This window comes from Amycolatopsis sp. cmx-4-83 (assembly GCF_046548815.1).
GTDB classification, from domain to species: Bacteria; Actinomycetota; Actinomycetes; order Mycobacteriales; family Pseudonocardiaceae; genus Amycolatopsis; species Amycolatopsis pretoriensis_A.
This window is the reverse complement of sequence record NZ_JAEBEF010000018.1, coordinates 1-26,342: the sequence shown is the minus strand read 5'-3', so window position 1 is coordinate 26,342 and position 26,342 is coordinate 1. Positions and strand designations below refer to the sequence as shown.

The 26,342-nt window shown below is 71.6% G+C and carries 24 protein-coding genes; 13 read left to right on the top strand and 11 right to left on the bottom strand.

Annotated elements, in window-relative coordinates; all coding sequences use genetic code 11:
- Position 1: 1 nt before the first annotated feature.
- The 4 genes from ACLJQM_RS41900 to ACLJQM_RS41885 are packed head-to-tail and all read left to right on the top strand — an operon-like array spanning position 2 to position 2,157.
- Positions 2-544 (top strand): hypothetical protein, encoded by a 543-nt coding sequence (locus ACLJQM_RS41900; protein WP_360780976.1) that lies wholly within the window; start codon positions 2-4, stop codon positions 542-544.
- Between the two features lie 10 nt (positions 545-554).
- The gene (locus ACLJQM_RS41895) at positions 555-1,076 is read left to right on the top strand and encodes a signal peptidase I (protein WP_360780979.1); all 522 of its coding nucleotides are present in this window, start codon (positions 555-557) and stop codon (positions 1,074-1,076) included.
- Between the two features lie 38 nt (positions 1,077-1,114).
- Positions 1,115-1,798 (top strand): response regulator transcription factor, encoded by a 684-nt coding sequence (locus ACLJQM_RS41890; RefSeq protein WP_410635889.1) that lies wholly within the window; start codon positions 1,115-1,117, stop codon positions 1,796-1,798.
- Positions 1,795-2,157 (top strand): response regulator, encoded by a 363-nt coding sequence (locus ACLJQM_RS41885; RefSeq protein WP_247012677.1) that lies wholly within the window; start codon positions 1,795-1,797, stop codon positions 2,155-2,157. Before ACLJQM_RS41890 ends, ACLJQM_RS41885 begins: the two co-directional genes overlap by 4 nt.
- Before the next feature lie 10 nt (positions 2,158-2,167).
- Here the strand turns inward: ACLJQM_RS41885 and ACLJQM_RS41880 are convergent, their stop codons facing one another.
- On the bottom strand, positions 2,168-3,361 hold the full coding sequence (locus ACLJQM_RS41880; protein ID WP_360780985.1) for a GAF domain-containing sensor histidine kinase: 1,194 nt from the start codon (positions 3,359-3,361) through the stop codon (positions 2,168-2,170).
- Positions 3,362-3,433: 72 nt separating this feature from the next.
- On the opposite strand from ACLJQM_RS41880, the gene ACLJQM_RS41875 reads away from it, so the two are divergent.
- Positions 3,434-4,015: a short chain dehydrogenase gene (locus ACLJQM_RS41875; protein WP_410635887.1), complete on the top strand. Its 582-nt coding sequence runs from the start codon at positions 3,434-3,436 to the stop codon at positions 4,013-4,015.
- Between the two features lie 6 nt (positions 4,016-4,021).
- Here the strand turns inward: ACLJQM_RS41875 and ACLJQM_RS41870 are convergent, their stop codons facing one another.
- Together ACLJQM_RS41870 and ACLJQM_RS41865 are read right to left on the bottom strand one after the other, a co-directional pair.
- On the bottom strand, positions 4,022-4,729 hold the full coding sequence (locus ACLJQM_RS41870) for an SdrD B-like domain-containing protein (RefSeq protein WP_360780991.1): 708 nt from the start codon (positions 4,727-4,729) through the stop codon (positions 4,022-4,024).
- Positions 4,730-4,812: 83 nt separating this feature from the next.
- A complete protein-coding gene (locus ACLJQM_RS41865; protein ID WP_410635885.1) occupies positions 4,813-5,376 on the bottom strand; it encodes a carboxymuconolactone decarboxylase family protein in 564 nt (187 codons plus the stop codon).
- A gap of 74 nt (positions 5,377-5,450) precedes the next feature.
- Between ACLJQM_RS41865 and ACLJQM_RS41860 the strand changes: the two genes are divergently transcribed.
- Positions 5,451-5,915 (top strand): MarR family winged helix-turn-helix transcriptional regulator, encoded by a 465-nt coding sequence (locus ACLJQM_RS41860; RefSeq protein WP_410635884.1) that lies wholly within the window; start codon positions 5,451-5,453, stop codon positions 5,913-5,915.
- Here the strand turns inward: ACLJQM_RS41860 and ACLJQM_RS41855 are convergent.
- Together ACLJQM_RS41855 and ACLJQM_RS41850 are read right to left on the bottom strand one after the other, a co-directional pair.
- On the bottom strand, positions 5,912-6,328 hold the full coding sequence (locus ACLJQM_RS41855; protein WP_360780998.1) for a cupin domain-containing protein: 417 nt from the start codon (positions 6,326-6,328) through the stop codon (positions 5,912-5,914). The genes ACLJQM_RS41860 and ACLJQM_RS41855 overlap by 4 nt on opposite strands.
- Before the next feature lie 13 nt (positions 6,329-6,341).
- The gene (locus ACLJQM_RS41850; protein WP_410635883.1) at positions 6,342-7,829 is read right to left on the bottom strand and encodes an AMP-binding protein; all 1,488 of its coding nucleotides are present in this window, start codon (positions 7,827-7,829) and stop codon (positions 6,342-6,344) included.
- Between the two features lie 31 nt (positions 7,830-7,860).
- Between ACLJQM_RS41850 and ACLJQM_RS41845 the strand changes: the two genes are divergently transcribed.
- Together ACLJQM_RS41845 and ACLJQM_RS41840 are read left to right on the top strand one after the other, a co-directional pair.
- The gene (locus tag ACLJQM_RS41845) at positions 7,861-8,997 is read left to right on the top strand and encodes an acyl-CoA dehydrogenase family protein (protein ID WP_360781004.1); all 1,137 of its coding nucleotides are present in this window, start codon (positions 7,861-7,863) and stop codon (positions 8,995-8,997) included.
- Between the two features lie 40 nt (positions 8,998-9,037).
- A complete protein-coding gene (locus ACLJQM_RS41840) occupies positions 9,038-9,982 on the top strand; it encodes an SDR family NAD(P)-dependent oxidoreductase (RefSeq protein WP_410635882.1) in 945 nt (314 codons plus the stop codon).
- On the opposite strand, the gene ACLJQM_RS41835 is transcribed toward ACLJQM_RS41840, so the two are convergent.
- Positions 9,979-11,148 carry an aminotransferase class V-fold PLP-dependent enzyme gene (locus tag ACLJQM_RS41835; protein ID WP_410635881.1) on the bottom strand — a complete coding sequence of 390 codons (1,170 nt, stop codon included), beginning with the start codon at positions 11,146-11,148 and terminating at the stop codon, positions 9,979-9,981. The two genes, ACLJQM_RS41840 and ACLJQM_RS41835, sit on opposite strands and share 4 nt — an antisense overlap.
- A 46-nt stretch (positions 11,149-11,194) precedes the next feature.
- Here ACLJQM_RS41835 and ACLJQM_RS41830 point away from each other — a divergent pair, with 46 nt between their 5' ends.
- Positions 11,195-11,827, top strand: coding sequence for a GntR family transcriptional regulator (locus ACLJQM_RS41830; RefSeq protein ID WP_410635880.1), 633 nt, complete (start codon positions 11,195-11,197; stop codon positions 11,825-11,827).
- Positions 11,824-12,579 carry a metallophosphoesterase gene (locus ACLJQM_RS41825; RefSeq protein ID WP_360781015.1) on the top strand — a complete coding sequence of 252 codons (756 nt, stop codon included), beginning with the start codon at positions 11,824-11,826 and terminating at the stop codon, positions 12,577-12,579. Before ACLJQM_RS41830 ends, ACLJQM_RS41825 begins: the two co-directional genes overlap by 4 nt.
- Before the next feature lie 154 nt (positions 12,580-12,733).
- Here the strand turns inward: ACLJQM_RS41825 and ACLJQM_RS41820 are convergent, their stop codons facing one another.
- From ACLJQM_RS41820 to ACLJQM_RS41800, 5 genes are read right to left on the bottom strand one after another with little or no spacing between them, the layout of a single operon-like run.
- A complete protein-coding gene (locus ACLJQM_RS41820) occupies positions 12,734-14,356 on the bottom strand; it encodes a CocE/NonD family hydrolase (protein ID WP_410635877.1) in 1,623 nt (540 codons plus the stop codon).
- A gap of 52 nt (positions 14,357-14,408) precedes the next feature.
- Positions 14,409-15,800 (bottom strand): aspartate ammonia-lyase, encoded by a 1,392-nt coding sequence (gene aspA / locus ACLJQM_RS41815; RefSeq protein WP_410635876.1) that lies wholly within the window; start codon positions 15,798-15,800, stop codon positions 14,409-14,411.
- Complete coding sequence (locus ACLJQM_RS41810) at positions 15,797-16,714, bottom strand: asparaginase (RefSeq protein ID WP_410635875.1); 918 nt, start codon at positions 16,712-16,714, stop codon at positions 15,797-15,799. Before ACLJQM_RS41810 ends, aspA begins: the two co-directional genes overlap by 4 nt.
- Entirely contained in the window at positions 16,711-18,129 is a 1,419-nt protein-coding gene (locus tag ACLJQM_RS41805; protein ID WP_410635874.1) for an amino acid permease, read from the bottom strand. Before ACLJQM_RS41805 ends, ACLJQM_RS41810 begins: the two co-directional genes overlap by 4 nt.
- On the bottom strand, positions 18,126-18,773 hold the full coding sequence (locus ACLJQM_RS41800) for a FadR/GntR family transcriptional regulator (protein ID WP_410636049.1): 648 nt from the start codon (positions 18,771-18,773) through the stop codon (positions 18,126-18,128). The genes ACLJQM_RS41805 and ACLJQM_RS41800 overlap by 4 nt, the downstream gene beginning before the upstream one ends.
- Before the next feature lie 446 nt (positions 18,774-19,219).
- On the opposite strand from ACLJQM_RS41800, the gene dnaE reads away from it, so the two are divergent.
- The 3 genes from dnaE (at position 19,220) to ACLJQM_RS41785 (ending at position 25,977) form a co-directional block, all read left to right on the top strand.
- Positions 19,220-22,813, top strand: coding sequence for a DNA polymerase III subunit alpha (gene dnaE / locus ACLJQM_RS41795; protein ID WP_410635872.1), 3,594 nt, complete (start codon positions 19,220-19,222; stop codon positions 22,811-22,813).
- Between the two features lie 67 nt (positions 22,814-22,880).
- On the top strand, positions 22,881-24,356 hold the full coding sequence (locus ACLJQM_RS41790) for an MFS transporter (protein ID WP_410635870.1): 1,476 nt from the start codon (positions 22,881-22,883) through the stop codon (positions 24,354-24,356).
- 430 nt (positions 24,357-24,786) lie between these two features.
- Entirely contained in the window at positions 24,787-25,977 is a 1,191-nt protein-coding gene (locus ACLJQM_RS41785; RefSeq protein ID WP_410635869.1) for a low temperature requirement protein A, read from the top strand.
- Positions 25,978-26,342 lie beyond the last annotated feature (365 nt).

Below are 26,342 nucleotides of genomic sequence, written 5' to 3'. Positions count from 1 at the left end.
CGTGCGCCGGTCCTGGTCCGTCCGGGCGGCGGCCGTCACCGCGACGGCCGCCGCGCTGGCCGCCGTGCCCGCCACCGCCGGCGCCGCCGGTCTCGCCACCGCCGCCGACGCGGTCCGCGCGACGACGGTGACGTGGTCGGCGGTGCTGGCCGACAGCTCGGGCGCGGTCCAGACCGGCAAGCCGCTCACCGTCTCGTGGGGGCTGTTCGACACCTCGCCGCGCTACGCGTCGGTCCGCAACAACGGCACGGTCGCGCTCACGGGGGAGACCTACGCGGTCGCCGTCACCGGCGGGTTCCTCCCGGCGGGCGTCCGCCTCGACGCCTGCGCCGGCGGCAGCTGGTCGGGCGGCACGTGCCCGGGCACGGTCGTCGCGCTGACCGACTCGGCCGCGGGCCCGACGGCCGTCGTCCGCGCGCTCGCCGCCGGCGACCAGCTGAGCCTGCGGATCGCGCTCACCGGCACCGGGGTCACGACCACGGCGACGGTCGGCGTCTCCGTGTCCCGCACCCAGATCCGCGCCGCCACCACCACGAACTCGTAGGAGCCACCCGATGGTCACCACCGCGCCCGCCCCCGGACGGCACCGCACGAGCCGCCCGCCGCGCCGGCTGCCGGGCGTGCTGCTCGGCCTGGTCGCGGTGCTCGCCGTCGCCGGTGCCGTCGCGGTCTTCGTGCTCCGGGCCGGGTTCGCGCCCGTCCTGTCGCCGAGCATGGAGCCCGGGTTCGCGCCGGGAGACCTGCTCATCACCCGTCAGGTGGACGCCCGATCGGTGGATGTCGGCGACGTCGTCGTGCTGCCCCGCCCGGACGCGCCGGCGGAGCGGTACGCCCACCGCGTCGTCGAGGTCGACCGGTCGCAGGCCGAGCCGCGGGTGCGGACGAAGGGCGACAACAACGCCGCCGCCGACCCGCAGCGCCTGCGCATCACGTCGCCGGCGGTGCCGGTGGTCGCCGGGCACGTGCCGTGGATCGGGCGCGTGGCGCTGCTCGGCCAGTACGGCGGGGTGCGCGTCGCGGTGATCGTGTTCGCCGGGCTTTGCCTGCTGGTCGCGGCGAAGCGGGCGTTGTGGTGAAGCTGCCGGCCCGCCGCCGGGCCGTCACAATCGCGACCATGGCCAAGGTTCTGGTGGTGGAGGACACCGACAGCATCCGGGAGGTCGTCGAGCTCGCGCTGGACGACGCCTGTTTCGACGTGCGCACCGCCGCCGACGGCGACCGCGCGCTGGCCGAGCTGCGGGCGTGGGACCCGGACGTGGTCGTGCTCGACCTGAACATTCCCGGTCCGGACGGCCTTGAAGTGTGCCGACGGCTGCGCGGGTTCTCCGAGGCCTACGTCGTCATGCTCACCGCGAAGTCCGACGAGGTCGACAAGCTGGTCGGGCTGGCCAGCGGCGCCGACGACTACCTGACGAAGCCGTTTTCGCCGCGCGAGCTGGTGGCGCGGATCCAGGCGATGCTGCGGCGGCCGCGTTCGTTCGCCGCCCCGGCTGCCGGCCGGGTGGTCGGGCCGGTCCGCATCGACGTCGAAGCCCGCGACGTGACGGTCTCGGGGGTGCACGTCGAGCTGACCCGGATCGAGTTCGAGCTGCTGGACGCGCTCACCGAGAACGTCCGCGCGGTGTGCGGCCGCGAGGCGCTGCGCCGCCGGGCGTGGGGCGAGAGCTGGCTGGCCGACGACCACGCCGTCGACGTCCACCTGTCCAACCTGCGCCGCAAGCTGGCGGCGGCGGGCGCGCCGGGACTGATCGCGACCGTGCGCGGGGTCGGCTACCGGATCGACCGGGGCGTCCGGTGACGCGCACGGTCCTGGTGGTCGACGACGACCCGGACGTGCGGGAGGTCCTGAGCCTGGCCCTGAGCGCTTTTGCGGACTGGCGCGTGGAGACGGCGGCGGGCGGCGCGGAGGCGGTGCTGCGGTGCGGCTCCGGCGGGGTGGACGCGGTCGTGCTGGACGTGGAGATGCCGGGCTACGACGGCCGCCGCACGTTGCGTGAACTGCGGGCGGCGCACGCGGCGCTGCCGGTGGTGTTCCTGACGGCGGCCGCGGACACGACGGGGCTGGCGGAGCTGGGCGCGCTCGCGGTGCTGGCGAAGCCGTTCGACCCCCTGGGCATCGGCACGCGGCTGGCGGGCCTGCTGCGCTGGGACGGCTGAAGCCGCCGAGCTACCACCAGGCGCGTTCGGTGTCCGGGCCCGCCGAGGGCAGGCGGACCGTGAACGCGCTGCCGCCGCCCGCTGCCGCGCTCGCACGGACCGTGCCGCCGTGGGCCTGGACGATTCCGCGCGTGATCGCCAGGCCCAGGCCCGCACCGCCGGTGGGAGCGCCTGCTTGGGCGAACGGCTCGAAGATGCGCTCCTCCTCACCCGGGGGTACGCCGGGGCCGTGGTCGCGGACCGAGACCTCGGCCCACGTCCGGTCGTCGCGGGCGCCGACCGTGATGGCCGTGCCTTCCGGGGCCACTGCCGCCGCGTTGGCCAGGAGGTTCGTGAACACCTGGACCAGGCGGTCGGCGTCACCGCGGACCGGGCCGGTTTCGCCCGCGCGCTCGATGCGGACGCCCATCCGCTCGGCCGCGCCTTCGACGCTGTCCACCGCGCTCTCCAGCACTGCCGCCATGTCCACATCGGACAGCCGGAGGCGCAGTCTGCCGCCCTGCAGGCGGGTCAGGTCGAGGACGTCGTCGGACAGCCGGATCAGCCGGTCGGTGTTCTTCGCCGCGATCGCCACCAGACGGGCGGCGCGCTCGCCGAGCTCGCCGAAGCGGCCGGAACCCACCAGCTCCAGCGAACCGTGGATCGACGTCAGGGGCGTCCGCAGCTCGTGGCTCACCAGCGAGACGAGCTCCTCACGCACCTCGCGGGCGCGGTTCGCGTCCCGCCGCGCCTGGACGACCGCCACCTCCAGTTCGACCCAGTGCGCGAGGTCCCGCAGCCGGCCGCGCTCGGCCGCCGTCAGGCGCCGCGGTTCGCGGTCGATCAAGCACAGCGTCCCGGCCTTGTGCCCGGACGGCGTGGTCAACGGCTGCCCGGCGTAGAACCGGATGTACGGCGGCCCCGTCACCATCGGGTTGTCCGCGAAGCGCGGATCCAGGTGGGCGTCCGGGATCTCCATCAGGTCGTCGCGTTCGATGGCCCGCGCGCAGAACGAAACACTGCGCGGGGTTTCCCGCTCGTCGAGCCCGGCGCAGGACTTGAACCACTGCCGGTCCAGCTCCACCAGCGACACCAACGCGATCGGCACGCCGAAGGTGTGCTGGGCGAGCCGGGTGATCCGGTCGAAGCGTTCTTCGCTGGGGGTGTCGAGCAGGTCGAGCGCGCGCACGGCGGCGACCCGCGCCAGCTCCGCGTCCCCGTCCACGGCCCCAGTATCGAAGCGCGCGGCCCCGCTGTCCTGCCGGCGACCCGATCAGGTGACGGTAGCGTCAGCGGGGTGAAGATCATCGTGCTGGGCGCGACCGGGCTCGTCGGGCGAGCCGTCGTCGCCGCCTTGGAGCCCCGCCACGACGTCGTCCGTTCCTCGCGGACGTCCGGGATCCGGGCCGACCTGGGTGCTCCCTCCTCTCTCGACGCGGTGCTTTCCGCCGGTGCCGATGCCGTTGTGTGCTGCGCCGCCAACGTGCCGCTGCGGGCACTCGCCGACCTGACCGACGAGCAGGTGCTCGACGACCTGCGCGGCAAGCTGCTCGGCCAGGTCGCCCTCGCCCGGCGCGCCGCCGGGCACCTGAGCGACGGCGGCTCGATCACGCTCACCGGCGGCACGTTCACCGAGCCGATCCCCGGCAGCGGGCTCGGCGCGCTGGTGAACGCCGGGCTCGAGGGGTTCGTCCGGTCGGCCGCCGCGGAACTGCCGCGGGGCCTGCGGATCAACCTCGTGAGCCCGGGCTGGATCAGCGAAACCCTTGAGGCCATGGGGGAAGACGGCGCCGGCGGGACGCTGGTGGCGGCCGTCGCCGAGGCCTACCGCGGCCTCGTCGAAGGGGACGCCACCGGCACCACCGTCGTTCCCCGGTAGCCCGGCTCAGCGGGGCACGAAGCCCACGTCGTTGTTGGCCTTGTACTGGTCCGGCCACACCGGCATCGGGTCGGTCGACAGCGTGCTTCCCAGTCCACCGTGGAAGTCCGAGTCCAAGTACCACTCCGTCGCCGCGTGGAACTTCGTCGCCGTCAGGCCCGGCGGGGGCGTCGTCCGCAGCTTGTACGTACCTTGCGGGACGTCTTCGAAGTAGTAGACCTCGCCGCCCGTCGTGGTCACCGTGCGGTTCAGCAGGCCTTCGAACGCGCTCGGGCCCACCAGCGAAATCTGCGTTTCGCGCAGGGGTTCCGTGCTCTGGCGGACGCCGTCGCCGTTCGTGTCGTCCCAGGCGCGGCCGTGGATGCGGGCGCCGATCTGGGCGAATTCGTCGTACCCGGACCAGTACTGCGCCGTCAGCGTCCGGTCGTGGGTGTTCGAGCTGATCGACCGGTAGCCGTCGTCGACCGCGTGGATCCGGTAGTCGCCCAGTGGCAGGCCGGTGAACGCGTAGCCGCCTTGGGCGTCGGTGAACGTGACGTAGTCCGTGGGTGGCGCGACCAGGTGCAGCGTCACCTTGGCGCCCGCGCGGCCGGGGTCGCCCGGGTCGTGGCGGAAGTCGCCGTTGCGGTCGAACCAGACCAGGCCGGTCAGGTCACCGATGTCCGCCGCCGCCGCGGCCGGGCCGGCCAATACCCCCGTCAGCACCGCGGCCACGGCCCCCAGAACAGCCGCTCTTCGCCGGAACTCCATGGTGGATCCCCCTTCTCGGGCGGCCCCTCGCCGCCGGTGGAAAGAAACTACCGCGAGGCACCGACAGTTTCGGGATCCCAAGCGTGAGCAGCGAAAGCTTCGTCCAGCGGCGCCTGGATCAACCGGTTCGCGTACGTCGAAACCGTGTACGTCCCGATCCCCAGCACCACCTCCAGCGCGTTGCGCGGGGTGAAGCCGGCCTCGACGAAAGCGGCCAGCGACGCGGGCGGGACATCGCCGGTCGTGTCCATCACGGTCGACGCGAACCGACGCAGCGCTTCCAGCCGCGCGGACGGCAGGGGAGCCTGCGCCCGCAACGCCGTCACCAGCTCCGGCGCCGCCGACAGCCCTTCCAGCGAAGCGGTGTGCATCGCGACGCAGACGTGGCAGCCGTTGCGCGTGGCCACCGTCATGATCACGACCTCGCGCTCGAGCGCCGGCAGCGTCGTGGCTTCGAAGATCGCGTTCAGCTTGAGGAAGCCGTTCAGCAGTTCCGGGGACGTCGCCATCCGGGCGACGGCGGCCGGGACGTGGCCGAACTTCTTCGCGGTGGCCGCCATCGTCGGGCGCGCGGCCGGGGGTGCAGACTCCGGGGTGTGATCGGGGAACAAGACGTCTCCAGAGGTAGGATCGACAACGTGGTTGTCGAAACCGTAAACCTGGTTGTCGAAAAGGGCAAGGGGCGATGACCGAACCGCCGGGCTACGAGCTGCCCTTCCTCCTCTTCGGCGGCTTCCGCACGCTCATCGACCGCCTGCACGCCGAGCTCGCGCGCCGCGGCCACCCGGACGTCCGGCCGTCGTACGGCTTCGCCATGCAGGCCATCGGCGCACAGGGCGCGACGGCGTCGGAGATCGGCCGCCGCCTCGGCGTGTCCAAGCAGGCCGCGGGCAAGACCGTCGAACGGCTGGAAGCGCTCGGGTACGCCGAACGCGCCGACGACCCCGCCGACGCGCGCCGCAAGATCGTGCGGCTCAGCGCGCACGGCGTCGACGCGCTCACGAAGTCGGCGGAAATCTTCGACGACCTGCGCGCGGAGTGGGCGCGCGCGGTCGGCGCCGAGCGGATCGGCGCGCTCGAAGCCGACCTGCGCAAGGTCGTCGGGCCCGCGGCCTACCGGCTGGACGCCGCGGGCTGGTTCACGAGCTAGTACCCGCAGCCCGGGTCCGGCGCGTCCTCCGACAGCGGGCTGCCCGCCGGCAGCACGTACAGGACCTCCAGCACCAGCGGCGTCGACCCGAGGTTGCGGCCGATGTGCACCTGGTCGGGCTTCTCGGTGAACGCGCGCCCGGTGCCGAAGACGCCGTCGAGGCTGCAGTCGGCCAGGTTGTGCGTCAGCGTCCCGGCCTTCACGTACGCGTAGAGCGTGCCGTCGTGGAAGTGCCAGCCGGTGTAGCCGCCGGGCTGGATGGTGATTTCCCGCAGGGTGTAGTCGGTTTTGCCGATGGTCTTCTGAGCCAGGACGGTGCCGGCGACGCCGCTGCCGGGCGTCGCGGACGCGGTCCCGGAGGCCAGCGTGACGGCCAGGGCGGTCGTGGCGAGGATCGTGACGAGTTTGCGCATCGGGCGGTACTCCTCAGGACGGGCGCAGGGTGCGCCGCATCATCTTGCCCGATTCGGTGCGCGGCAGGCGATCGGTGAAGTCGAACCGCTTCGGCGTCTTGAACCCCGCCAGCTCGGCCCGGCAGTGCTCGGCCAGCCGCGCGGCCAGGTCGTCGCCCGGAAGAACGCCGGGCACCGGCTCGACGACGGCGACCACGCGTTGTCCCCATTCGTCGTCTGGCTCGCCGATCACGGCCGCGTCGGCGACGTCGGGGTGCGAGAGCAGCCGCGCCTCGACCTCGGCCGGGTAGATGTTGACGCCGCCGGAGAGGATCAGGTCGGTCCGGCGGTCGAGCAGGAAGACGCGGCCTTCGGCGTCGCGGTGCCCGAAGTCGCCGACGGTGATGAACTCGCCGGACCGGTTCGCCGCGGTCTTCTCCGGATCGCCCAGGTAGTCGATCGCGGTGTGGGCCGAGCTGAACCAGATCGTGCCGGGCTCGCCGTCCGGGACCTCGGTGCCGTCGTCGTCGAGGATCTTCAGCCGCACGCCGGTCAAGGGCCGGCCCACGGTGCCCGGCGCGGCCAGCCACTCGGCTGCCGTGACGCCGCAGATCAGCCCTTCCGAAGCGCCGTAGTACTCGTGCACCACCGGGCCGAGCCAGGCGATCATCCGCTCCTTGACCTCGCGCGGGCAGGGCGCCGCGCCGTGGATCACGCTCACCAGGCTCGACGTGTCGTACCGCGCGCGGACGTCTTCGGGCAGCCGCAGCATCCGGTGGAACATGGTCGGCACGAGGTGGGTGCTCGTGACGCGGTGCCGTTCGATGAGCCGCAACGTCCCTTCGGCGTCGAAGCGGTCCATCAGCACCGCGCTGTGCCCGAGGTGCATCGCGTTGACGGCGAACGAACCGGGCGCCGCGTGGTAGAGCGGGCACGCCACCAGGTGCACCCCCGGCCCCGGGAGAACGCCGAACGCGGCCAGCAGGTCGCGGTGGATCGGGTGCAGCGCGGGCGGGTTCCCGCTCAACGCGCGCCGGACGCCCTTGGGCCGCCCGGTGGTCCCCGACGTGTAGAGCATCGTCTGGCCCGCGGTCCGCGGCTCGGGCGGCGTCGACGGCTCGTCCTCGCCCCAGGTCGCGTAGTCGCCCCAGCCCCCGGCCGCACCGATCGAGAACCGCGGCACGTCGAGGTCGCACTCCCGCGCGATGGCCGCCTCCGCGACGACGACCCGGGCGCCGCTGTTCGCCACCACGTAGGCGACTTCGGCAGGCGAAGACCGGTAGTTGACCGGGGTGAAGTACATCCCGGCCTGCAGGGTCGCGAACAGCAGCTCGAAGTACGGGAGTCCGTTGTGGACGATCGCGACGACGCCGTCGCCCGGGCCCAGCCCGAGCCGGTGCAGCGCGTGCGTCAGCCGGTTCGCCCGCGCCGCCAGCTCGCCGAAGGTCGCGGCGGTCCCGTCGGGCGCGAGCACCGCGAGCCTGCCCGGGTGCTGCTCGGCGACGTCGAAGAAGGTGCTCACGCACCGCACGCTACCGGGTACCGTGCGACGCATGGACGCGGACGTTTTCGGGCAGGTCCTCGGCGCGGTGCGGGAGTTCGTGCGCAAGGAGGTCGTGCCGCGCGAGGCGGAGATCGACGAGCACGACGAGATCCCGGCCGGGATCCGGGAGAAGGCCGCCGAACTCGGGTTGTTCGGCTGGGCGCTGCCGGAGGAGTACGGCGGACTCGGCCTCGCCATGGCCGAGGACGTCCGGCTGGCGATCGAGCTCGGCTGGACGACGCCCGCGTTCCGGTCCCTCTTCGGCACCAACAACGGCATCGCCGGCCAGGCGATCGTGCACTACGGGACGCCCGATCAGCGCACCCGCTGGCTGCCGCGGCTGGCCGCCGGGCAGGCGATCGCCTCCTTCGCGCTCACCGAGGCCGAGGCGGGCTCGGACCCGGGCGGGCTGACCAGCCGCGCGGTCCGCGACGGCGACCGCTACCGGCTCTCGGGCACCAAGCGGTTCATCACGAACGCGCCGCTGGCCGAGGTCTTCGTCGCCTTCGCGCGCACCGACCTCGAAAGCACCGGCAGCCGCGGCATCTCGGCGTTCCTGGTTCCCGCCGGCGCGGAAGGGGTCACCGTCGGCCCGCACGACGCCAAGATGGGCCAGGCCGGGGCGTGGACGTCGGAGGTGGTCTTCGACGACGTCGAGCTGCCGGTGGACGCGCTGGTCGGCGAGGAGGGCAAGGGCTTCGGCATCGCGATGGCCTCGCTCGCCCGCGGCCGGCTGCACATCGCCGCGCTGTGCGTCGGCATGGCCGAACGCGCGCTCGCCGAAGCCGTCGAGTACGCGCGGACCGCACGGCAGGGCGGCCGCGTGATCGGGGAGTACCAGCTGGTCCAGGCGCTGCTCGCGGAGTCGCACGCGGAGCTGGCGGCCGGTCGCGCGATGGTGCACGAAGCCGCCGCCAAGTACGACTCGGGCGAGGACCGCAAGCTCGGGCCGTCGTCGGCGAAGCTGTTCTGCACGGAGATGCTCGGCCGGGTCGCCGACCGCGCGGTGCAGGTGCACGGCGGCATGGGGTACGTCCGCGGGGTGACGGTCGAGCGGATCTACCGGGACGCGCGCCTGTTCCGCATCTACGAGGGCACCAGCGAGATCCAGAAGCTCGTGATCGCGCGCCAGCTGCTCAAGGACTGAACTTGCGCTGGAGTCCGCTCCAGCTCTTACTGTCGGGAGCATGAGCACCCCACAGCACAAGATCGGCTCCGGGTTCGGGGCCGAAAGCACCGCGGCCGAGGTCGTCGCGGGGATCGACCTGACCGGCGAGCTGGCGATCGTCACCGGCGGCTACTCCGGCCTCGGCCTGGAAACCACCAGGGCGCTGACCGCGGCGGGCGCGCACGTCGTCGTCCCGGCCCGGCGGCGGGCCACCGCCGAAGAAGCGTTGCGGGGCATCGGGAACGTCGAAGTCGACGAACTCGACCTGGGTGATCTCGGCAGCGTTCGCGCCTTCGCCGAGCGGTTCCTCGCTTCGGGCCGGGGGATCGACGTCTTCATCGGCAGCGCCGGGATCATGGCGTCGCCGGAGACCCGCGTCGGACCGGGCTGGGAGGCGCAGTTCGCGACCAACCACCTCGGCCACTTCGCCCTGGTGAACCGGCTCTGGCCTGCGTTCACCGACGGCGCCCGCGTCGTCTCGGTGTCTTCGCGCGGCCACCACTACGGCCCGGTGCGCTTCGACGACCTCGAATTCCGGCAGGGCTACGACAAGTGGCTCGCCTACGGCCAGGCCAAGACGGCGAACGTGCTTTTCGCGGTCCGGCTCGACAAGCTCGCCGGGGACCGCGTCCGCGCGTTTTCCTTGCACCCGGGCCGGATCCTGACCGACCTCGTGCGCCACCTCGACCGGCAGGAGCTGGTCGACGCCGGGATGGTGGACGCCGACGGCCGGGTGACCGGCGGTGCCAAGACGCCGGAGCAGGGCGCCGCAACACAGGTCTGGGCGGCGACGTCCCCGCAGCTCGACGGCCTCGGTGGCGTTTACCTCGAAGACTGCGACGTCGCCGAGCCCGCCCCGGCCGACGGCACGCGCACGGGCGTCAAGGACTACGCGATCGACCCCGCCCTGGCCGAGCGCCTGTGGACGGTGTCGGCCGAGCTCACCGGCGTCAACGCCTTCTAGAGCTTCTCGATCTGCCGCACGAGCAGGTCGATCTCGTCCTCGGTGTTGTAGTAGTGCACCGAAGCGCGGAGCAGGTCCGGCAGGCCGCGCGCGGTGAAGTCGTACTGGGCCGACGGCCGTGACGACACCGACGTGTTGATGCCCGCTTCGGCCAGCCGGGCCTTGATCTCCTTGGCCGGCGTGCCCTCCACGGTGAAGGTGACGATGCCGCACCGGCGGGCGCCGATGTCGCGCACGAGGGCGCCGGCTTCGGTCAGCCGTTCGCGCAGCGTGGCGGCCAGCGAAGTGACCCGCGTTTCGATGGCCGGCAGGCCCCACTCGAGCGCGTAGTCGATGGCGGCGCCGAGGCCGAGGACGGCGGCGAAGTCCTTCTCCCACACCTCGAAGCGCTTGGCGGTCGGGTCGACGACGTACTCCGCCGGCGACGTCCAGCTCGCGGAGTGCAGGTCGAGCATCGCCGGCTCCAGCCGCTCCCGCAGCCGGGGGTGCGCGTAGAGGAAGCCGGTGCCGCGCGGGCCGCGCAGGTACTTGCGGCCGGTCACCGACAGCGCGTCGCACTTCAGGCGGGAGACGTCGAGGTCGAGCTGGCCCGCCGACTGGCAGGCGTCGAGCAGGAACGGGATGCCGGCGGCCTCGGCGATCGCGCCGATCTCCTCGGCCGGGTTCACCAGGCCGCCCTGGGTGGGCACGTGGCTGACGGCGATCAGCTTGACGTCGCCGCCCACGCGCCGGCGCAGCTCCTCGACGTCCAGCTGCCCGGACTCGTCGTCGCCGATCACCTCGACGACCGCGCCCGTGCGCTTGGCGACCTGCAGGAACGCGATGGCGTTGCTCGCGTACTCCGCGCGGGAGGTGAGGATCCGGTCGCCGGGACCGAACGGCAGCGCGTAGAACACCGCCTGCCACGAGCGCGTCGCGTTGTCGGTGAGGGCGATGTCGTCGGGTCCGGCGCCGACCAGCCGCGCCGCGGACACGTACACGGCGTCGAAGCGGTCCGACGCCTCGGCGATCGCTTCGTACCCGCCGGTCAGCGCCTCGTGGCGCAGGTAGTCGACGACCGTGTCGGTCACGACGGACGGCGGGAGCGCGGAGCCCGCGTTGTTCAGGTGGACAACTTCGGCGCAGCCGGGGGTCTCACGGCGTGCGCGCTCGACGTCGAAGGCCATACCAACTGAATACAGTAGATGGGTACTGTATGCAATACTTCCGGCCATGGCCCGGACCCCGCTGCGCAGCGACCTCATCGAGCGGATCACCGCCCGCGTGCTCGACGGCCGGCTCGCCGCCGGCAGCCGCGTCAACGAGGTGCACCTGGCCCATGAGCTGGGCGTCAGCCGGACGCCGCTGCGGGAAGCGCTGATCGGGCTCGCCGACCGGGGCCTGCTCGTCTCCGCGCCCGGCCGCGGTTTCCTCGTGCCGCCGTTCGACCCGGACGAGGCCCGCCGGCTTTACCCGCTGGTCGCCGAGCTCGAAGCCCTCGCGCTGCGCTGGACGTCGCCGCTGGAGCTGGCCGGGCTGCCGGACGCGCTCGACGCCGTCGCCGAAGAAATGGACGCCGTGCTGGCCGACGGCGGCGATCTGTCCGATGTGGACGACCGGTGGCACGCGCTGCTGCTGTCCCGCTGCCCGAACCCGCACCTGCTGCGGCTGCTCGGGCAGACCAAGCCGCTGCTCAAGCGGTACGAATCGTGCTACTTCGGCGGGGTGGGCCGGGCCGCGGAGAGCATCGGCGAGCACCGCCGGATCGCCGCGGCCCTGCGCGAGGGCGACCTGCCCGCCGCGTCCGCGGTGCTCGTCCGGAACTGGGTGAAAGCACTGGCCTACCTGGGGAAGGACGATCGATGATCATCGCGCACCTGAGCGATCTCCACCTCGACGGCGAGCCGCGGGCCGAAGAACGCGTCGCCGCCGTGATGGCCTACCTGGGCGGGCTGGCGCGGCCGGTCGACGCCGTCGTCGTCACCGGCGACATCGCCGACCACGGCGCGGCCGCCGAGTACGCGCGCGCCGCCGAGCTCCTCGAGCACCCGGCGCCGGTGCTGGTCTGCCCGGGCAACCACGACGTCCGCGCGGAGTTCCGGGCCGGGCTGCTCGGCTCTGCGCCGTCCGACGAGCCGATCGACTTCGCCCGTGAGGTCGGCGGCGTGCTGTTCGCCCTGTGCGATTCGACGATCCCCGGTGCGGGTGCGGGTTTCCTCGCCGACTCGACCTTGGACTGGCTCGACGGCGTGCTTTCCGGCGGGGACGGCCCGGCGATCGTCGCCTTCCACCACCCGCCGGTCGAGGTCGGCGTCCCGCTGGTGGACGCGATCCGCCAGAGCGGCGAAGAGCGGCTGGCCGCCGTCCTGGCCCGGCATCCCCGCGTGAAGGCGCTGCTGGCCGGGCACGTGCACACCGGCGCCTCGACGGTGTTCGCCGGGGTGCCGCTGCGCATCGCGCCCGGCGTCGTCTCGCAGTCGCTGCTGCCGGTCGAGCCGGGCGCGGACCGCGGCTGGGCCGACGGCGGCCCGCTGGACCACGAGCGGCCGCCGTCCCTGCTGCTGCACGTCCTGCACGACGACGGCCGGGTGACCAGCCACCACCGGGTCGTCGGCTGACCGGTCCTCGGCGAGGCGCGCGCCCGGTGCCGTCTGACCGGGTGGCGGCGATGCCCACAAGCGGCCGGTGCGCATCGCACACCGAGTGACTCCGCTTGACACGCGGTGGTGGAGGTCCTGAACGACGGCCGGGAAACCAGCCACCACCGGGCCGTCAGCGGCTGAACACCGGCAGCGTGATCCGGGACGGCCGGGCCGCGTCGTGGAAGATCTCGAAGCGGTTCGGTTTGCCGTCCACCGCCGACGTGATCGGTTCGCCCGTGCCGTGGTTGCGCGCGAAGCGGGGGAAGCCGCCGCCCGCCACCTGGACGCGCAGGCGGTGGCCGCGGCGGAAGCGGTACGCCGTCGGGTCGAGGTCGATCTCCGCCGTCACCACGCCGTCGGGGTCCGCGGCCGGGAAACCCGGGCGCAACCGGAGGATCCCGTCGGTCACGTTGCGCGACACGCCGTCCGGGTCGACGTCGCAGAGGCGGACGTAGACGTCGGCGTGGCCGAGCTCGGTGCGCACGTGCACGGTCGCGGCCACGTCGCCGATGACGTCGAGGTCCGCGGGCAGCGGCTCGCCGGTGAAGACGAGCACGTCCGGGCGGGCCTCGACCTCCTGGTTGTCGCGCTGCTTCGTGTCGCCGGTGAGCAGGGGACCGCCGACCGCCGGGGTCGGGTCGGCCGGGTCGTAGGTGAACGTCGCCGGCAGCGCCTGCTCGGCCACCTCGCCGAGCCCGCCGACCGGCCGCAGGTGCGACGCGGTCGCCGTCGACGGCGGCGGCCACGATTCGAAGTCCAGCCAGGAGTTCGCGCCCTGCAGGAACAGCCGGACCGGCGAGCGCTGCAGCTGGGCGCGGTCGCCGAGCAGGTGCGCGCGGAGAAACCCGAGCTGGTCGCGGATCATCGGGCCCATGCTCGCCGGCTCGCCGTGCGCCCACGGCCCGATGGTGATCCGAGGCTTCTTGCCCGCTTCGGCGAGGATCCGGAAGTCGCGCAGCTGTCCGCGGATGAACAGGTCGTACCAGCCGGTGACCATGGACACCGGGACGTCGAGCTTCGCGACTTCGGCGCTGTGGTCGGACATCACCCAGTAGTCGTCGTCCGGCACGAAGTGGGTGGTGATGTCCTGCAGGAACCGCACCGGCTTCCCGATCGCGGCGACGTCGGCGCCGCTGAGCGGCAGGTGCGCCATCGCGCGGCGGGTCTTGCGCTTCTGGATCGGGTTGGGCAGCGCGGCGAACCGCTCTTCCTGGCGGCCGATCATCGCCGACCAGGACACCATGTTGTCCGCCGCGAGCACGCCGCCCGGGTAGAACGTCGAGACGAACTCCGACGCGGTCACGCCGAGGCACATCGCCTCGAGGGGAGGTTCGAGGTACGGGCCGACCGCCCACTGCGTGTGCCCGAGGTAGCTGGCGCCGGCCATGGCGACCCGGCCGTCGCACCACGGCTGCTCCCGCAGCCATTCCGCGGTCGCCACGCCGTCCTCGCGCTCGAGGTGGAACGGCCGGAACTCGCCGCCGGAGCCGAACGAGCCGCGCGTGCTCTGGATGACCGTCTGCAGCCCGTGCCGGGCGAACGTGTCGCCGAAGAGCTTGGACAGCAGGCCCGTGCGCCCGTACGGCGTGCGGATCAGCACCACCGGCGCCGGCGTGGTCCCCTCGGGGGCGTACCGGTCGGCCAGCAGCGTGACGCCGTCGGGCATCGTCGTTTCGAGGTCGCGCGTCACGACCGGCTTCGGCCCTTCGGCACGCGGGAGCCCGAGCAGCTTGTCGACAAGTCGGTCCAGCACGGGGTCCCCTGTCAGCCGAAGCGGAGTCGATCCTTCCGGATCCGACCGTACCTCAGTTCGCGCGGGCGAGCGTCTCGGGACGCAGCAGCCTGGCCAGCTCTTCGGCCGGGATCAGGCCCTTTTCGACCACGAGTTCGGCCACGCCCCGGCCGGTGGCCAGCGCCTCCTTGGCGATCTCCGTCGCGGCCGCGTAGCCGATGGCCGGGTTCAGCGCGGTCACCAGCCCGATGGAGTTCTCGACGTAGGAGCGCAGGACGTCGACGTTGGCCGTGATCCCCGAAACGCACTTCTCGGCCAGCGTCCGGCAGGCGGCGCCCAGGTGCGTGATGCTCTCCGACAGCGCGTGCAGGATGATCGGCTCGAACGCGTTGAGCTGCAGCTGCCCGGCTTCGGCGGCCATCGTCACGGTGACGTCGTTGCCGATCACCTCGAACGCGACCTGATTCACCACCTCGGGGATGACCGGGTTGATCTTGCCGGGCATGATCGACGACCCGGCCTGCACCGGCGGCAGGTTGATCTCGTTCAGGCCGGCGCGCGGGCCCGAGGACAGCAGGCGCAGGTCGTTGCAGCTCTTCGAGAGCTTGACGGCGATCCGCTTGAGCACCCCCGAAAGGTGCACGAACGCGCCGCAGTCCTGAGTGGCTTCGACGAGGTCCGCTGCCGTTTCCACCGGCAGCCCGGTGATCTCGCGCAGGTGCCGGCACGCGGCTTCGGCGTACCCCGGCGCGGCGTTGAGGCCGGTGCCGATGGCGGTCGCGCCGAGGTTGATCTCGTGCAGCAGGGCAACGGCTTCGTTCAGCCGCAACCGGTCCTCGCCGAGCATCACCGCGTAGGTGCCGAACTCCTGGCCGAGCGTCATCGGGACCGCGTCCTGCAGCTGCGTGCGGCCCATCTTCAGCACGTCGTGGAACTCGACGGCCTTGGCCGCGAACGCCTTTTCGAGCACGACCATCGACTCGGCCAGCTCGCGCACGGCGATGATCGTCGCGACGTTGACCGCGGTCGGGTAGGCGTCGTTCGTGGACTGCCCGAGGTTGACGTGCTCGTTGGGGTGCACGACGTGGTAGTCGCCCTTGGCGTGCCCGAGCAGTTCGAGCGCGCGGTTCGCGATCACTTCGTTGGCGTTCATGTTGGTCGACGTCCCGGCGCCGCCCTGGATGACGTCGACGACGAACTCGCCGTGCAGCGCGCCTTCGCGGATCTCCCGGCAGGCCGCGGTGATGGCGTCGGCGATCTCGGGCTGGAGCAGGCCCAGCTCGGCGTTGGCGCGCGCCGCGGCCTCCTTCACCGACGCGAGCGCCTCGACCAGGTGCGGGTACGCGGCGATCGTCGTGCCGGTGATGGGGAAGTTCTCGCGGGCGCGGGCGGTGTGCACGCCCCAGTACGCGTCGGCGGGGACGTCCTTGTCGCCGAGCAGGTCGTGTTCGCGGCGGGTGGTCATCGCAGGCTCCCCACGGGCAGGTTTCCGACGAAACGCAGGTTTTCCGGGCCGGGCGGCACGTCGATGCCGCACAGCTTCAGCGCGGCGGCCAGCACCGGGTAGCGCGCCCGGTCGCCGCCGTCGGCGATCTTGACGGCGATCGCCGTGCCGTCCGGCAGCGCGGCGACCTGGACGGCCTCGAAGCCGTCCTTCGCGAGCAGCCCCGGCACCGCGCGCATGACGGCGGTGACGTCGCGGCGGCTGCCGCCGACCAGCTCGGGGTGCCGCCGGACGCCGTCGGCGACCAGGTGCTCCGGCGTTCCGGGCGCGGCCGTGGCGATCTTCGAAACGGCGGTGGCGAGACCGCGCAGCGTCGTCGCGAACAGCGGCGCGCCGCAGCCGTCGACGGCGACGCGCTCGATGCCGTGCCCGGTCAGGTCCTCGACGGTGGCGGCGATCGCGCGCTGCAGCGGGTGCGCCGGATCGAGGTAGCCGCCGGTGTCCCAGCCGTTCAGGTCGCACGTCGCGAGCATCGCCGCGTGCTTGCCGGAGCAGTTGTGCGCCACGCGGCTCGGGGTGCGGCCGGCCGCGAGCCAGGCGTCGCGCTCGACCGGGTCGTAGGGGAAGTCGGCCGGGTTGCCGAGCGCGTCGGCGGAGCGGCCGCCGAGCACGTCCGCGACGGCGTCGAGGTGCATCCGCTCGCCGGAGTGGCTGGCCGCCGCGATCGCGAAGCCGGCGGGGGACAGGCGCAGCCCGAGCCGCGCCATCGCCGTGGCCTGCAACGGTTTCGCCGTCGAGCGCGGGTACATCGGGACGTCCGGGTCGCCCGCGGCGAACAGCGTCGTGCCGTCCGGGGCGAGCACGACCAGGGAGCCGTGGTGCACGCCCTCGACCAGGCCACCGCGGACCAGCTCGACCAGGGGTTCGTGGCTCACACGCCCTCCTCGTCGAACGCGCGCATGTCGATCCGCTTGCGCACGGCGAACCAGCCCACGACCAGCGCGACGAGGATCACGGGCAGCGCCAGGAGGGTGATCCGGCCGGTCTCGTCGAAGCCCATCAGGACGACGACGGCGGCGAGGAACACCAGCGTCGCGATCTCGGTGCAGGGCGAGAACGGCAGCCGGAACGACGGCCGCTCGAAGCCTTCGCGCTCGGCCTTGCGGACGAACAGCAGGTGGCAGAGCACGATGATGGCCCAGGTGGCGAGGATGCCGATCGCGGCGAAGTTCAGGACGATGTCGAAGGCGTCCTTCGGCACGACGTAGTTGAGCCCGACGCCCAGCACGCAGACGGCCGCGGTGAGCAGGATCCCGCCGTAGGGCACGTGGTTGCGGTTCATCACGCCGGTGAACTTCGGCGCCGAGCCCGCCGTCGCCATCGACCGCAGGATGCGGCCGGTCGAGTAGAGGCCGGAGTTCAGGCTGGACAGCGCGGCGGTGAGCACGACCAGGTTCATCACGCTGTCCGCGGCGGGCACGCCGAGGTGGGAGAGCACGGTGACGAACGGGCTCTGGTCCTTCGTGTAGGAGCTCCACGGCAGCAGCATCGCGAGCAGCACGACCGAACCGACGTAGAAGACCGCGATCCGCCACATGATGGAGTTGATCGCCTTCGGCATGATCTTCTCCGGGTTCTCGGTCTCGCCGGCGGCGACGCCGACCAGCTCGACCGAGGCGTAGGCGAACACCACGCCCTGCACGATCAGCACCATCGGCAGGAGCCCGGTGGGGAAGATCCCGCCGTGCTCGGTGATCAGCTGCGGGCCCGGCACGCTGCCGTCGATCGGCGTCTGCGTCACCAGCAGGAAGATCCCGATCGCCATGAACAGCACGAGCGCGGCGACCTTGACGATGGCGAACCAGAACTCCATCTCGCCGAACAGCTTCACCGAGACGAGGTTCAGCGTCAGGACCACGGCGAGCGCGATGAGCGCGAGCACCCACTGCGGGATCGGCGAGAAGAACGACCAGAAGTGCGCGTAGAGCGCGATCGCCGTGATGTCGGCGATGCCGGTGGTCGACCAGTTGAGGAAGTGCATCCAGCCGGCGACGTACGCGCCCTTCTCGCCCATGAACTCGCGGGCGTAGGAGACGAAGGCGCCGCTGGAGGGCCGGTACAGGATGAGCTCGCCGAGCGCGCGGACGACGAAGAAGGCGAAGAGCCCGCACACGGCGTAGACGATCGCGAGCGCCGGGCCGGCCTGGGCGAGCCGGCCGCCGGCCCCGAGGAAGAGGCCGGTGCCGATGGCCCCGCCGATGGCGATCATGTTCACGTGCCGGGGCTTGAGCGCCTTCCGGTAGCCGGCGTCGCCCGCGTCGGCTGACGGCGTGAGGGTCTGTTCGGTCACTGGTCCCCGTTCACGATGCTGGTCAGGGTGGCCTCGACGTGCTCGAGGTGCGCGGTCATGGCGGCGACGGCGTCCGCTTCGGAGCCGCTCGCGATGGCCGTGACGATCTCGCGGTGTTCGGCGTCGGACCGCGCGCGCCGGTCGCCGAGCTGGTTGAGGAAGGCGGACTGGCGGGCCAACGCGTCCCGGATCTCCTCGATCACCTTCCCGAACACGGGGTTGCCCGAGGCCTGGGCGATGGTGATGTGGAAGAGCGAGTCGAGCGCGACCCACGCGGTGTTGTCGGTCTCGGCGTCCATCCGGTCCAGGAGATGGCCGAGCAGGTCGAGGTGGTCCTGGTCGCGCCTGAGGGCGGCGTACCCGGCGACGGGGATCTCGACGTGCCGGCGCACCTCGATGAGGTCCCGGGCGGAGTAGGGCCCGAAGGTGGGGTTCTCGGCGGGCCCGGTCGCGGTGACGAAGGTGCCCTTGCCGGTCTTGGACTCGGTCATCCCGAGGGCCTGCAGACCGCGCAGCGCTTCCCGGATGACCGACCGGCTGACCTCGAACTCCCTGCTCAGGGAGGCTTCGGAGGGCAGCTTGGCGCCGACGGGGTAGTCCCCGCGTTCGATCAGCTGCCGAAGATGCGCCAGCACGGCTTCCATGGCACTCACCCGGCGAGGACCACCTTGTCCGGCTGTCTGGCTGTCAGACAGGTTCATGCGGGGAATGCTCGGTCCCGCACCCCCGGGTGTCAACGCGAGCGGGCGCGGCTGTGGCTCACCTCACCGGCGGCTTCACGGGGCCCGCCACGCGCGGCTCGGCGCTTGCGCTCGGTCCGGCGGGGGGCTAATGACTCATTCGCGACCCCGCCACGGCCGCCCGAGCCGCCGTGACGCCGTACCCGCGGCGGTCGTCCTCGCCCACCCCGCCGGCCGCTCCGCGTGATCGCCCGGCCGCACCGCGTGCCGTGATCATCACCGCCCGAAATGAGTGCGAGTCGTGCCTCCGCTCCCGGCCCCCAGAGGCGCACAATCGAGCCCGGTGAGTGCGGGATAGGCTGGGGGACCCGGGCGCGCCGGTCCCATCCAGACAGGGGAGGTTTTCGCTGGTGTCGAACGATTCTTTCGTCCACCTGCACGTCCACACCGAGTACTCGATGCTCGACGGTGCGGCGAAGATCGCCCCTCTCTTCGCGGAGGCGGCGCGCCTCGGCATGCCCGCGGTCGGCATGACCGACCACGGCAACATGTACGGCGGCGACGAGTTCTACCAGCAGTCGAAGAAGCACGGCCTCAAGCCGATCATCGGCATCGAGGCCTACATCGCGCCGGAGAGCCGCTTCCACAAGAAGCCGGTCTTCTGGGGGCAGTCGAACCAGCGCGGCTCCGACGAGCTGGGCGAGGGCGGCGACGTCTCGGGCGCCGGTGCCTACACCCACATGACGATGCTCGCGCAGAACGCCACCGGGCTGCGGAACCTCTTCAAGCTGTCCTCGCTGGCCAGCATGCAGGGCTACTACCGCAAGCCGCGCATGGACCGCGAGCTGATCGCCGAAAACCACGCCGGCATCATCGCCACCACCGGCTGCCCGTCCGGTGAGGTGCAGACCCGGCTGCGGCTGGGGCAGAAGGAAGCGGCGATCCAGGCCGCGTCCGACTACAAGGACATCTTCGGCGCGGACAACTTCTTCCTCGAGCTGATGGACCACGGCCTGCCCATCGAGCGGTCGGTCCGCGAGGGCCTGCTCGAGGTCGGCCGCCTGCTCGACCTCAAGCCGATCGCCACCAACGACTCGCACTACGTCACCAAGGACCAGGCCGACACGCACTCGGCGCTGTTGTGCGTCCAGGCGGGCAAGACCCTCAACGACCCGACCCGCTTCAAGTTCGACGGCGACGGCTACTACCTCAAGGCCGCCGCCGAGATGCGCGAGTACTGGGACAAGGAGGTGCCCGGCGCGGCCGACAACACGCTGCTGATCGCCGAGCGCGTCGAGTCCTACGACGACGTCTACGCGCACAAGGACCGGCTGCCGTTCTTCGAGGTGCCGGAGGGCTACGACCAGGGCGGCTGGCTGCGCGAAGAGGTCCAGCGCGGTCTCAAGTGGCGCTTCCCGGACGGCGTGCCGGACGAGTACTACAACCAGCGGATCGAGATCGAGCTCGACGTCATCATCGGGAAGGGCTTCCCGGCCTACTTCCTCATCGTCGCCGACCTCATCAGCTACGCCCGCCGCGTCGGCATCCGGGTCGGCCCGGGCCGAGGTTCGGCCGCCGGCTCGCTCGTCGCGTACGTCCTCGGCATCACCAACCTGGACCCGATCCCGCAGAAGCTGCTGTTCGAGCGGTTCCTGAACCCCGAGCGCGTCTCGATGCCCGACATCGACATCGACTTCGACGACCGCCGTCGCGGCGAGATGATCCGGTACGCCACCGAGAAGTACGGCGCGGACAAGGTCGCCCAGGTCATCACCTTCGGCACCATTAAGACCAAGGCGGCGATCAAGGACTCCGCGCGCGTCCACTTCGGGCAGCCGGGCTACGCGATCGCGGACAAGATCTCCAAGGCGCTGCCGCCGCCGATCATGGCGAAGGACATCCCGCTCTCGGGCATCGTCGACTCGAAGCACGAGCGCTACGGCGAGGCCGCCGAGGTCCGCGCGCTGGTCGAGACCGACGAAGAGTGCAAGACGATCTTCGAGACCGCCCGCGGTCTCGAGGGCCTGATCCGCAACGCGGGCGTGCACGCCTGCGCGGTCATCATGTCGTGCGACCCGCTGACCGACGCCATCCCGCTCTGGCAGCGCGACGACGGCTCGATCATCACCGGCTGGGACTACCCCTCGTGCGAGGCCATCGGCCTGCTCAAGATGGACTTCCTGGGCCTGCGGAACCTGACGGTCATCGGCGACGCGATCGACAACATCAAGGCCAACCGCGGGATCGACATCGACCTCGACACCCTGGGCGTCGAGGACCCGGAGACCTACAAGCTGCTCGCCCGCGGCGACACGCTCGGCGTGTTCCAGCTGGACGGCGGGCCCATGCGAGACCTGCTCCGCCGCATGGAGCCCACGGTGTTCGACGACATCGTCGCGGTCGGCGCGCTGTACCGCCCCGGCCCGATGGGCATGAACGCGCACAACGACTACGCCGACCGGAAGAACAACCGGCAGAAGGTCAAGCCGATCCACCCGGAGCTCGACGAGCCGCTGCGGGAGATCCTGGCCGACACCTACGGCCTGATCGTGTACCAAGAGCAGATCATGCACATCGGCCAGAAGGTGGCCGGGTACACGATGGGTCGCGCGGACGTGCTCCGCCGCGCGATGGGCAAGAAGAAGAAGGAAGTCCTCGACCTCGAGTACGAGGGCTTCGAAGCCGGGATGAAGGCGAGCGAGCTGGTCCCGGGCGGGTTCTCCGCCGAGGCCGTCAAGGCGCTCTGGGACACGATCCTCCCGTTCGCCGGCTACGCGTTCAACAAGAGCCACGCGGCCGCGTACGGCCTGGTCTCCTACTGGACCGCGTACCTCAAGGCGAACTTCACGCCGGAGTACATGGCCGCGCTGCTGACGTCGGTCGGCGACAACAAGGACAAGTCGGCGGTCTACCTGTCCGAGTGCCGCCGGCTCGGCATCAAGGTGCTGCCGCCGGACGTCAACGAGTCGGCCCTGCGGTTCGCGGCCGTCGGGGACGACATCCGCTTCGGCATGGGTGCCGTCCGCAACGTCGGCGCGAACGTCGTCGAGTCGATCATCAAGACCCGCGAGGAGAAGGGGAAGTACGCCTCCTTCACCGACTTCCTCGACAAGTCCGAGCTCGTGGCCTGCAACAAGCGGGTCATCGAATCGCTGATCAAGGCGGGCGGGTTCGACTCGCTCGGTCACACGCGGCTGTCGATGATCCAGGTCCACGAAGACGCGGTCGAAGCCGTCGTCCCGCTCAAGCGCCAGGAGGCGATGGGCCAGTTCGACCTGTTCGGCTTCGGCGGGGACGACGGAGACGACACCGCAGCGGCTTCTTCCTCGCCGCTCGCGCACCTGAAGTTCGGCGAGGAGGAGTACCCGCGCAAGCAGCTGCTCGCCTACGAACGCGAGATGCTGGGCCTGTACGTCTCGGCGCACCCGCTGGACGGCGCCGAGCGGATCCTGCGCAAGCACGCCCCGAAGCCGATCGCCGGGATCCTCGCCGATCCGCCGCGGGAAGGCGAGATCGTCATCTCCGGGCTGATCACGTCGCTGGAGCGGCGGGTCAACAAGAAGGGCGAGCCCTGGGCGATCTGCACGGTCGAGGACATGGACGCCTCGCTCGAGGTGCTGTTCTTCCCGAAGTCGTACGCGCTGTTCTCGAGTGAGCTGATCGAGGACAACGCGGTGCTGGTCAAGGGCCGGGTCAACTGGCGCGAGGACAAGATGTCGATCTTCGGCGGCGGCCTCGCGACGCTCGACCTGTCCGAGGTCGGCACCGGCAACGGCGACGACGAACCGCCGCTGGTCCTGCTGGCCGCGGCGGAGAAGATCGACCAGTCGGTGGTGAGCGAGCTGAGGTCCACGCTGCTCGCCCACAAGGGCGAAACGATGGTCCACCTCAAGCTGGTGGGCCGGAACCAGACGGTGTTCGCGCTCCACGATTACCCGGTGAAGGTCAGCTCCATGCTGATCGGCGAGCTGAAGGGCATCCGCGGCATCACCGCGTCGACGTGAGCCCCCGGAGGGCGGGGTTCGCGGGCACAACGCGCGCGGACCCCGCCCTTCGTGTTTGCTGGACGGGATGACCCACGAACCCGACCCCCGCCGCTGGAAAGCGCTCGCCGTCTCGCTGACGGCCGGGTTCATGGGGCTGCTCGACGTCAGCATCGTCAACGTCGCCCTCCCGTCGATGCAGTCCGGGCTGCACGCGAGCAGCGGCGGGATCCGCTGGGTCGTGTCCGGGTACGCGCTGGCGTTCGGGCTGGTCCTGGTCACCGGCGGCCGGCTCGGGGACGCGTTCGGCCGCCGGAACATGTTCCTCGGCGCCCTCGCCGCCTTCGTCGTCACGAGCGCGCTGGCCGGCGCGGCCCCGAACGAGACGACGCTGGTGCTCGCCCGCCTCGCCCAGGGCATCGCGGCGGGCATGCTGACCCCGCAGAACACCGGCCTGATCCAGGACCTCTTCCGCGGCGCCGAGCGCGGCCGGGCGTTCGGGATGTTCGGCGCCGTCGTCGGGATCTCCACGGCGGTCGGCCCGATCCTCGGCGGCGCCATCATCGCGGTCTTCGGCGCCGAGGACGGCTGGCGCTGGGTGTTCTACGTCAACGTCCCGATCGGCGTGCTCGCGTTCGCGCTGGCCCTGCGGCTGCTGCCGCGCAGCGAGAAGAAACAGCTCAAGATCCGGTCGGAGATCGATTTCGTGGGCATCGTGCTGCTCGCGGTCGCGGTGCTCGGCGTGCTGCTGCCGGTCGTCGAATCGGACGACGACGGCCTGGCGCGCCTGTGGTGGCTGTTCCCGATCGCCCTGGTCTTCGGCGTCGCCTTCATCCGCTGGGAGCACTCGGTGTCCCGGCGCGGCCGGACGCCGCTGCTGGACACGCGGCTGTTCACCGGCACCCCCGGTTACGCGACCGGCGCGGCGGTCGGCGCGCTCTACTTCTGCGGGTTCGCCGGGATCTGGCTGGTCTTCGCCATGTTCTTCCAGCAGGGCCTCGGCTACTCGCCCCTGCAGTCCGGGCTTTCGGTGACGCCGTTCGCGCTCGGCTCGGCGGTGTCGGCGGCCGTCGCCGGGCGGCTGGTGCCCCGCTTCGGCAGGCGGCTCACCGTCACCGGGCTGGGCATGGTCGCCCTCGGCCTGCTCCTCGTCGCGCTGCTCGCCGAGCTGGTCCCGCCCGCGTCGTCCGGCTGGGCGTTCGCGCTGCCGCTGCTGTTCGCCGGCGTGGGCGGCGGGATGGTGATCTCGCCGAACACGACGTTGACGCTCGAATGCGTGCCGGTCCGGATGGCCGGCGTCGCGGGTGGCGCGCTGCAGACCGGGCAGCGGATCGGCACCGCGATCGGCACCGCGGTGCTCGCTTCGGTGTTCGGCGCGGTCGTGGGCACGGGCTCGGCCTACCCGGTCGCGCTGACCGTCGCGCTCAGCTGCGCGGCCGTCCTGACGTGCTGCGCGCTGGCGCTGGCGGTCGCCGAGCTCCGGGCGCGCCGGCACCGCGCCTCGGTAGAAGAGCGCGAAGCGCGGGAGGCGCACAGCTCGGCCGCGGACGTCCAGCGGGGCTGAGACACTACTTTCCGCAGACCTTCGATGCTCCATCCGGGTGACGAGCGCGGGAATTCCCTGGTGCTACGCAGAGCGACCGGGTAGATCTTATGGAGCCTTCACTGCGCGGCTTCGGCTACCGACAGTGGCAATCAGTCGGCCACCCGGGGATGGGGTGACCGGCTTGAGCGATCGAGGCGTCCGGAGTTCGAGGGAATGGACACGCTCGGTCACCTTCCGTCCAGTGAGTTGTCGGCGTCCGCGGGGGACCGTCCGGCACTCGCGGAAGGGCTGCCCGTCGGTGCCGCCGGCGCGTGACGGCGCGGGCGGGCCCGGGGGAGGGGGAACCGGGCCCGTCCGTCACACCTGGGGCTTCGTGTCGGGTTTTGCGCACCGGCTCGTGATCATGTGGGATGACGGCGTCCGACAGGCACGAGCCCGGGGAGCACCGATGACCGAACAGCCGTTGCGCCCGGAGATCCGGGTGTGGCGCCGCCCCATGCGATCGCGAGACCGCGGTGAGCACCACCGCGTCGCGACGCCGCTGGAACTCCTGTTCGACCTCTGCTTCGTGGTCGCGGTCGGCCAGGCGGCCGCGCAGCTGCACCACGCGCTGGCCGAAGGCCACACCGCCCACGGCGTCCTGTCGTTCGCGATGGTGTTCTTCGCGATCTGGTGGGGCTGGCTGAACTTCAGCTGGTTCGCCTCGGCGTTCGACACCGACGACGTGCCGTACCGGCTGGCGACGCTCGTGCAGATCGCCGGCGGGCTGACCGTCGCGGCGGCCGTGTCGAGCGCCTTCGAAGGCGACTTCCGGCTGATGGTCGCCGGCTACGTCCTGATGCGGCTGGCGCTGGTGGTCCAGTGGCTGCGCGCCGCACGGTCCGACCCGTCGTGCCGTCCGGCCGCCCTGCGGTACGCGGCCGGCATCGCGGGGGTGCAGGTCCTGTGGGTCGCGTTCCTGTGGGTGCCGCACGGTGCCCAGCTGCCCGCGTTCGTCGTGTTCGCCGTCCTGGAGATGGCCGTGCCGGTGTGGGCGGAACGCCGGCAGGGCACGACGTGGCACCCGCACCACATCGCCGAGCGGTACGGCCTGTTCACCCTGATCGTGCTCGGCGAGGTGATCCTCAGCGCGACGAACGCGCTCAAGGAGGGGACCGCGGAGCCGGGCCACCTCGGCGCGCTGATCTCGCTGGCCGCGGCCGCGCTCGTCCTGGTGTTCTCGATGTGGTGGCTGTACTTCGACCGCCCCGGCCACGCGCGGCTCGTCCGCCGCCCGACCATGTTCACGTCGATGAGCTGGGGCTACGGCCACTACTTCATCTTCGCGTCGGCCGCGGCGGTGGGCGCGGGGCTCGAGGTGGCGGTCGCCTACGACACGGGCGCGCTGTACGACCTCGGCGGCGTGGCGGCGGCGATGGCCACGACGGTGCCGGTCGCCGTCTTCCTGCTGAGCGTGTGGCTGCTGCACATCGGCCCGACCAACGAGTGCCGCCCGATCGCCATCGGGTTCCCGGTGACGGCGGTCCTCGTCCTGGCGGCGTCGTTCACGCCGGCGCCCGTCCACGTGACCGCCGTGCTGGCGGCCGCGCTCGTCGCGCTGACGGTCGTCGCGACGCACGGGGAGCCGCAGCCGCGGTGAGCGCCGATCGGTGCAGGTCAGCGGCCTGGCGTGAAAAAAGGGACCCCCCTGTGCAAGGGTGTTTCGGGGGCATGTAAAGTTCTCCAAGTCGCCAGGGAAACCGGGTGGCCGCCGGGAACACGAACCAAGCTCCCACAGTCGTGGTAGAGTGGGTGGTCCCGAACCAGGGTGGTATCCCTGGAACAAAGCTTGAAACAAAAGCCGAAAACCAAGGCGCTTCGCAGCGCGGCGGTCCGAAGTGTGTTGCTTGAGAACTCAACAGTGTGCTAGTGAACTAAGCCAGTAGAGCTTATGTATTGAACCTCGTATGAGGTTCCTTTGAGAGCATTAAATTGCCTCGATTAAACTGTTCATTGTTGGAGAGT

Bases quoted from the DNA above. Each gene is read 5' to 3' on its own strand.
- ACLJQM_RS41895 (WP_360780979.1), top strand. From the start codon at position 555: ATGGTCACCACCGCGCCCGCCCCCGGACGGCACCGCACGAGCCGCCCG.
- ACLJQM_RS41890 (WP_410635889.1), top strand. From the start codon at position 1,115: ATGGCCAAGGTTCTGGTGGTGGAGGACACCGACAGCATCCGGGAGGTC.
- ACLJQM_RS41860 (WP_410635884.1), top strand. From the start codon at position 5,451: ATGACCGAACCGCCGGGCTACGAGCTGCCCTTCCTCCTCTTCGGCGGC.
- ACLJQM_RS41855 (WP_360780998.1), bottom strand. From the start codon at position 6,328: ATGCGCAAACTCGTCACGATCCTCGCCACGACCGCCCTGGCCGTCACG.
- ACLJQM_RS41845 (WP_360781004.1), top strand. From the start codon at position 7,861: ATGGACGCGGACGTTTTCGGGCAGGTCCTCGGCGCGGTGCGGGAGTTC.
- ACLJQM_RS41840 (WP_410635882.1), top strand. From the start codon at position 9,038: ATGAGCACCCCACAGCACAAGATCGGCTCCGGGTTCGGGGCCGAAAGC.
- ACLJQM_RS41835 (WP_410635881.1), bottom strand. From the start codon at position 11,148: ATGGCCTTCGACGTCGAGCGCGCACGCCGTGAGACCCCCGGCTGCGCC.
- ACLJQM_RS41830 (WP_410635880.1), top strand. From the start codon at position 11,195: ATGGCCCGGACCCCGCTGCGCAGCGACCTCATCGAGCGGATCACCGCC.
- ACLJQM_RS41825 (WP_360781015.1), top strand. From the start codon at position 11,824: ATGATCATCGCGCACCTGAGCGATCTCCACCTCGACGGCGAGCCGCGG.
- aspA (WP_410635876.1), bottom strand. From the start codon at position 15,800: ATGACCACCCGCCGCGAACACGACCTGCTCGGCGACAAGGACGTCCCC.
- ACLJQM_RS41800 (WP_410636049.1), bottom strand. From the start codon at position 18,773: ATGGAAGCCGTGCTGGCGCATCTTCGGCAGCTGATCGAACGCGGGGAC.
- ACLJQM_RS41790 (WP_410635870.1), top strand. From the start codon at position 22,881: ATGACCCACGAACCCGACCCCCGCCGCTGGAAAGCGCTCGCCGTCTCG.
- ACLJQM_RS41785 (WP_410635869.1), top strand. From the start codon at position 24,787: ATGACCGAACAGCCGTTGCGCCCGGAGATCCGGGTGTGGCGCCGCCCC.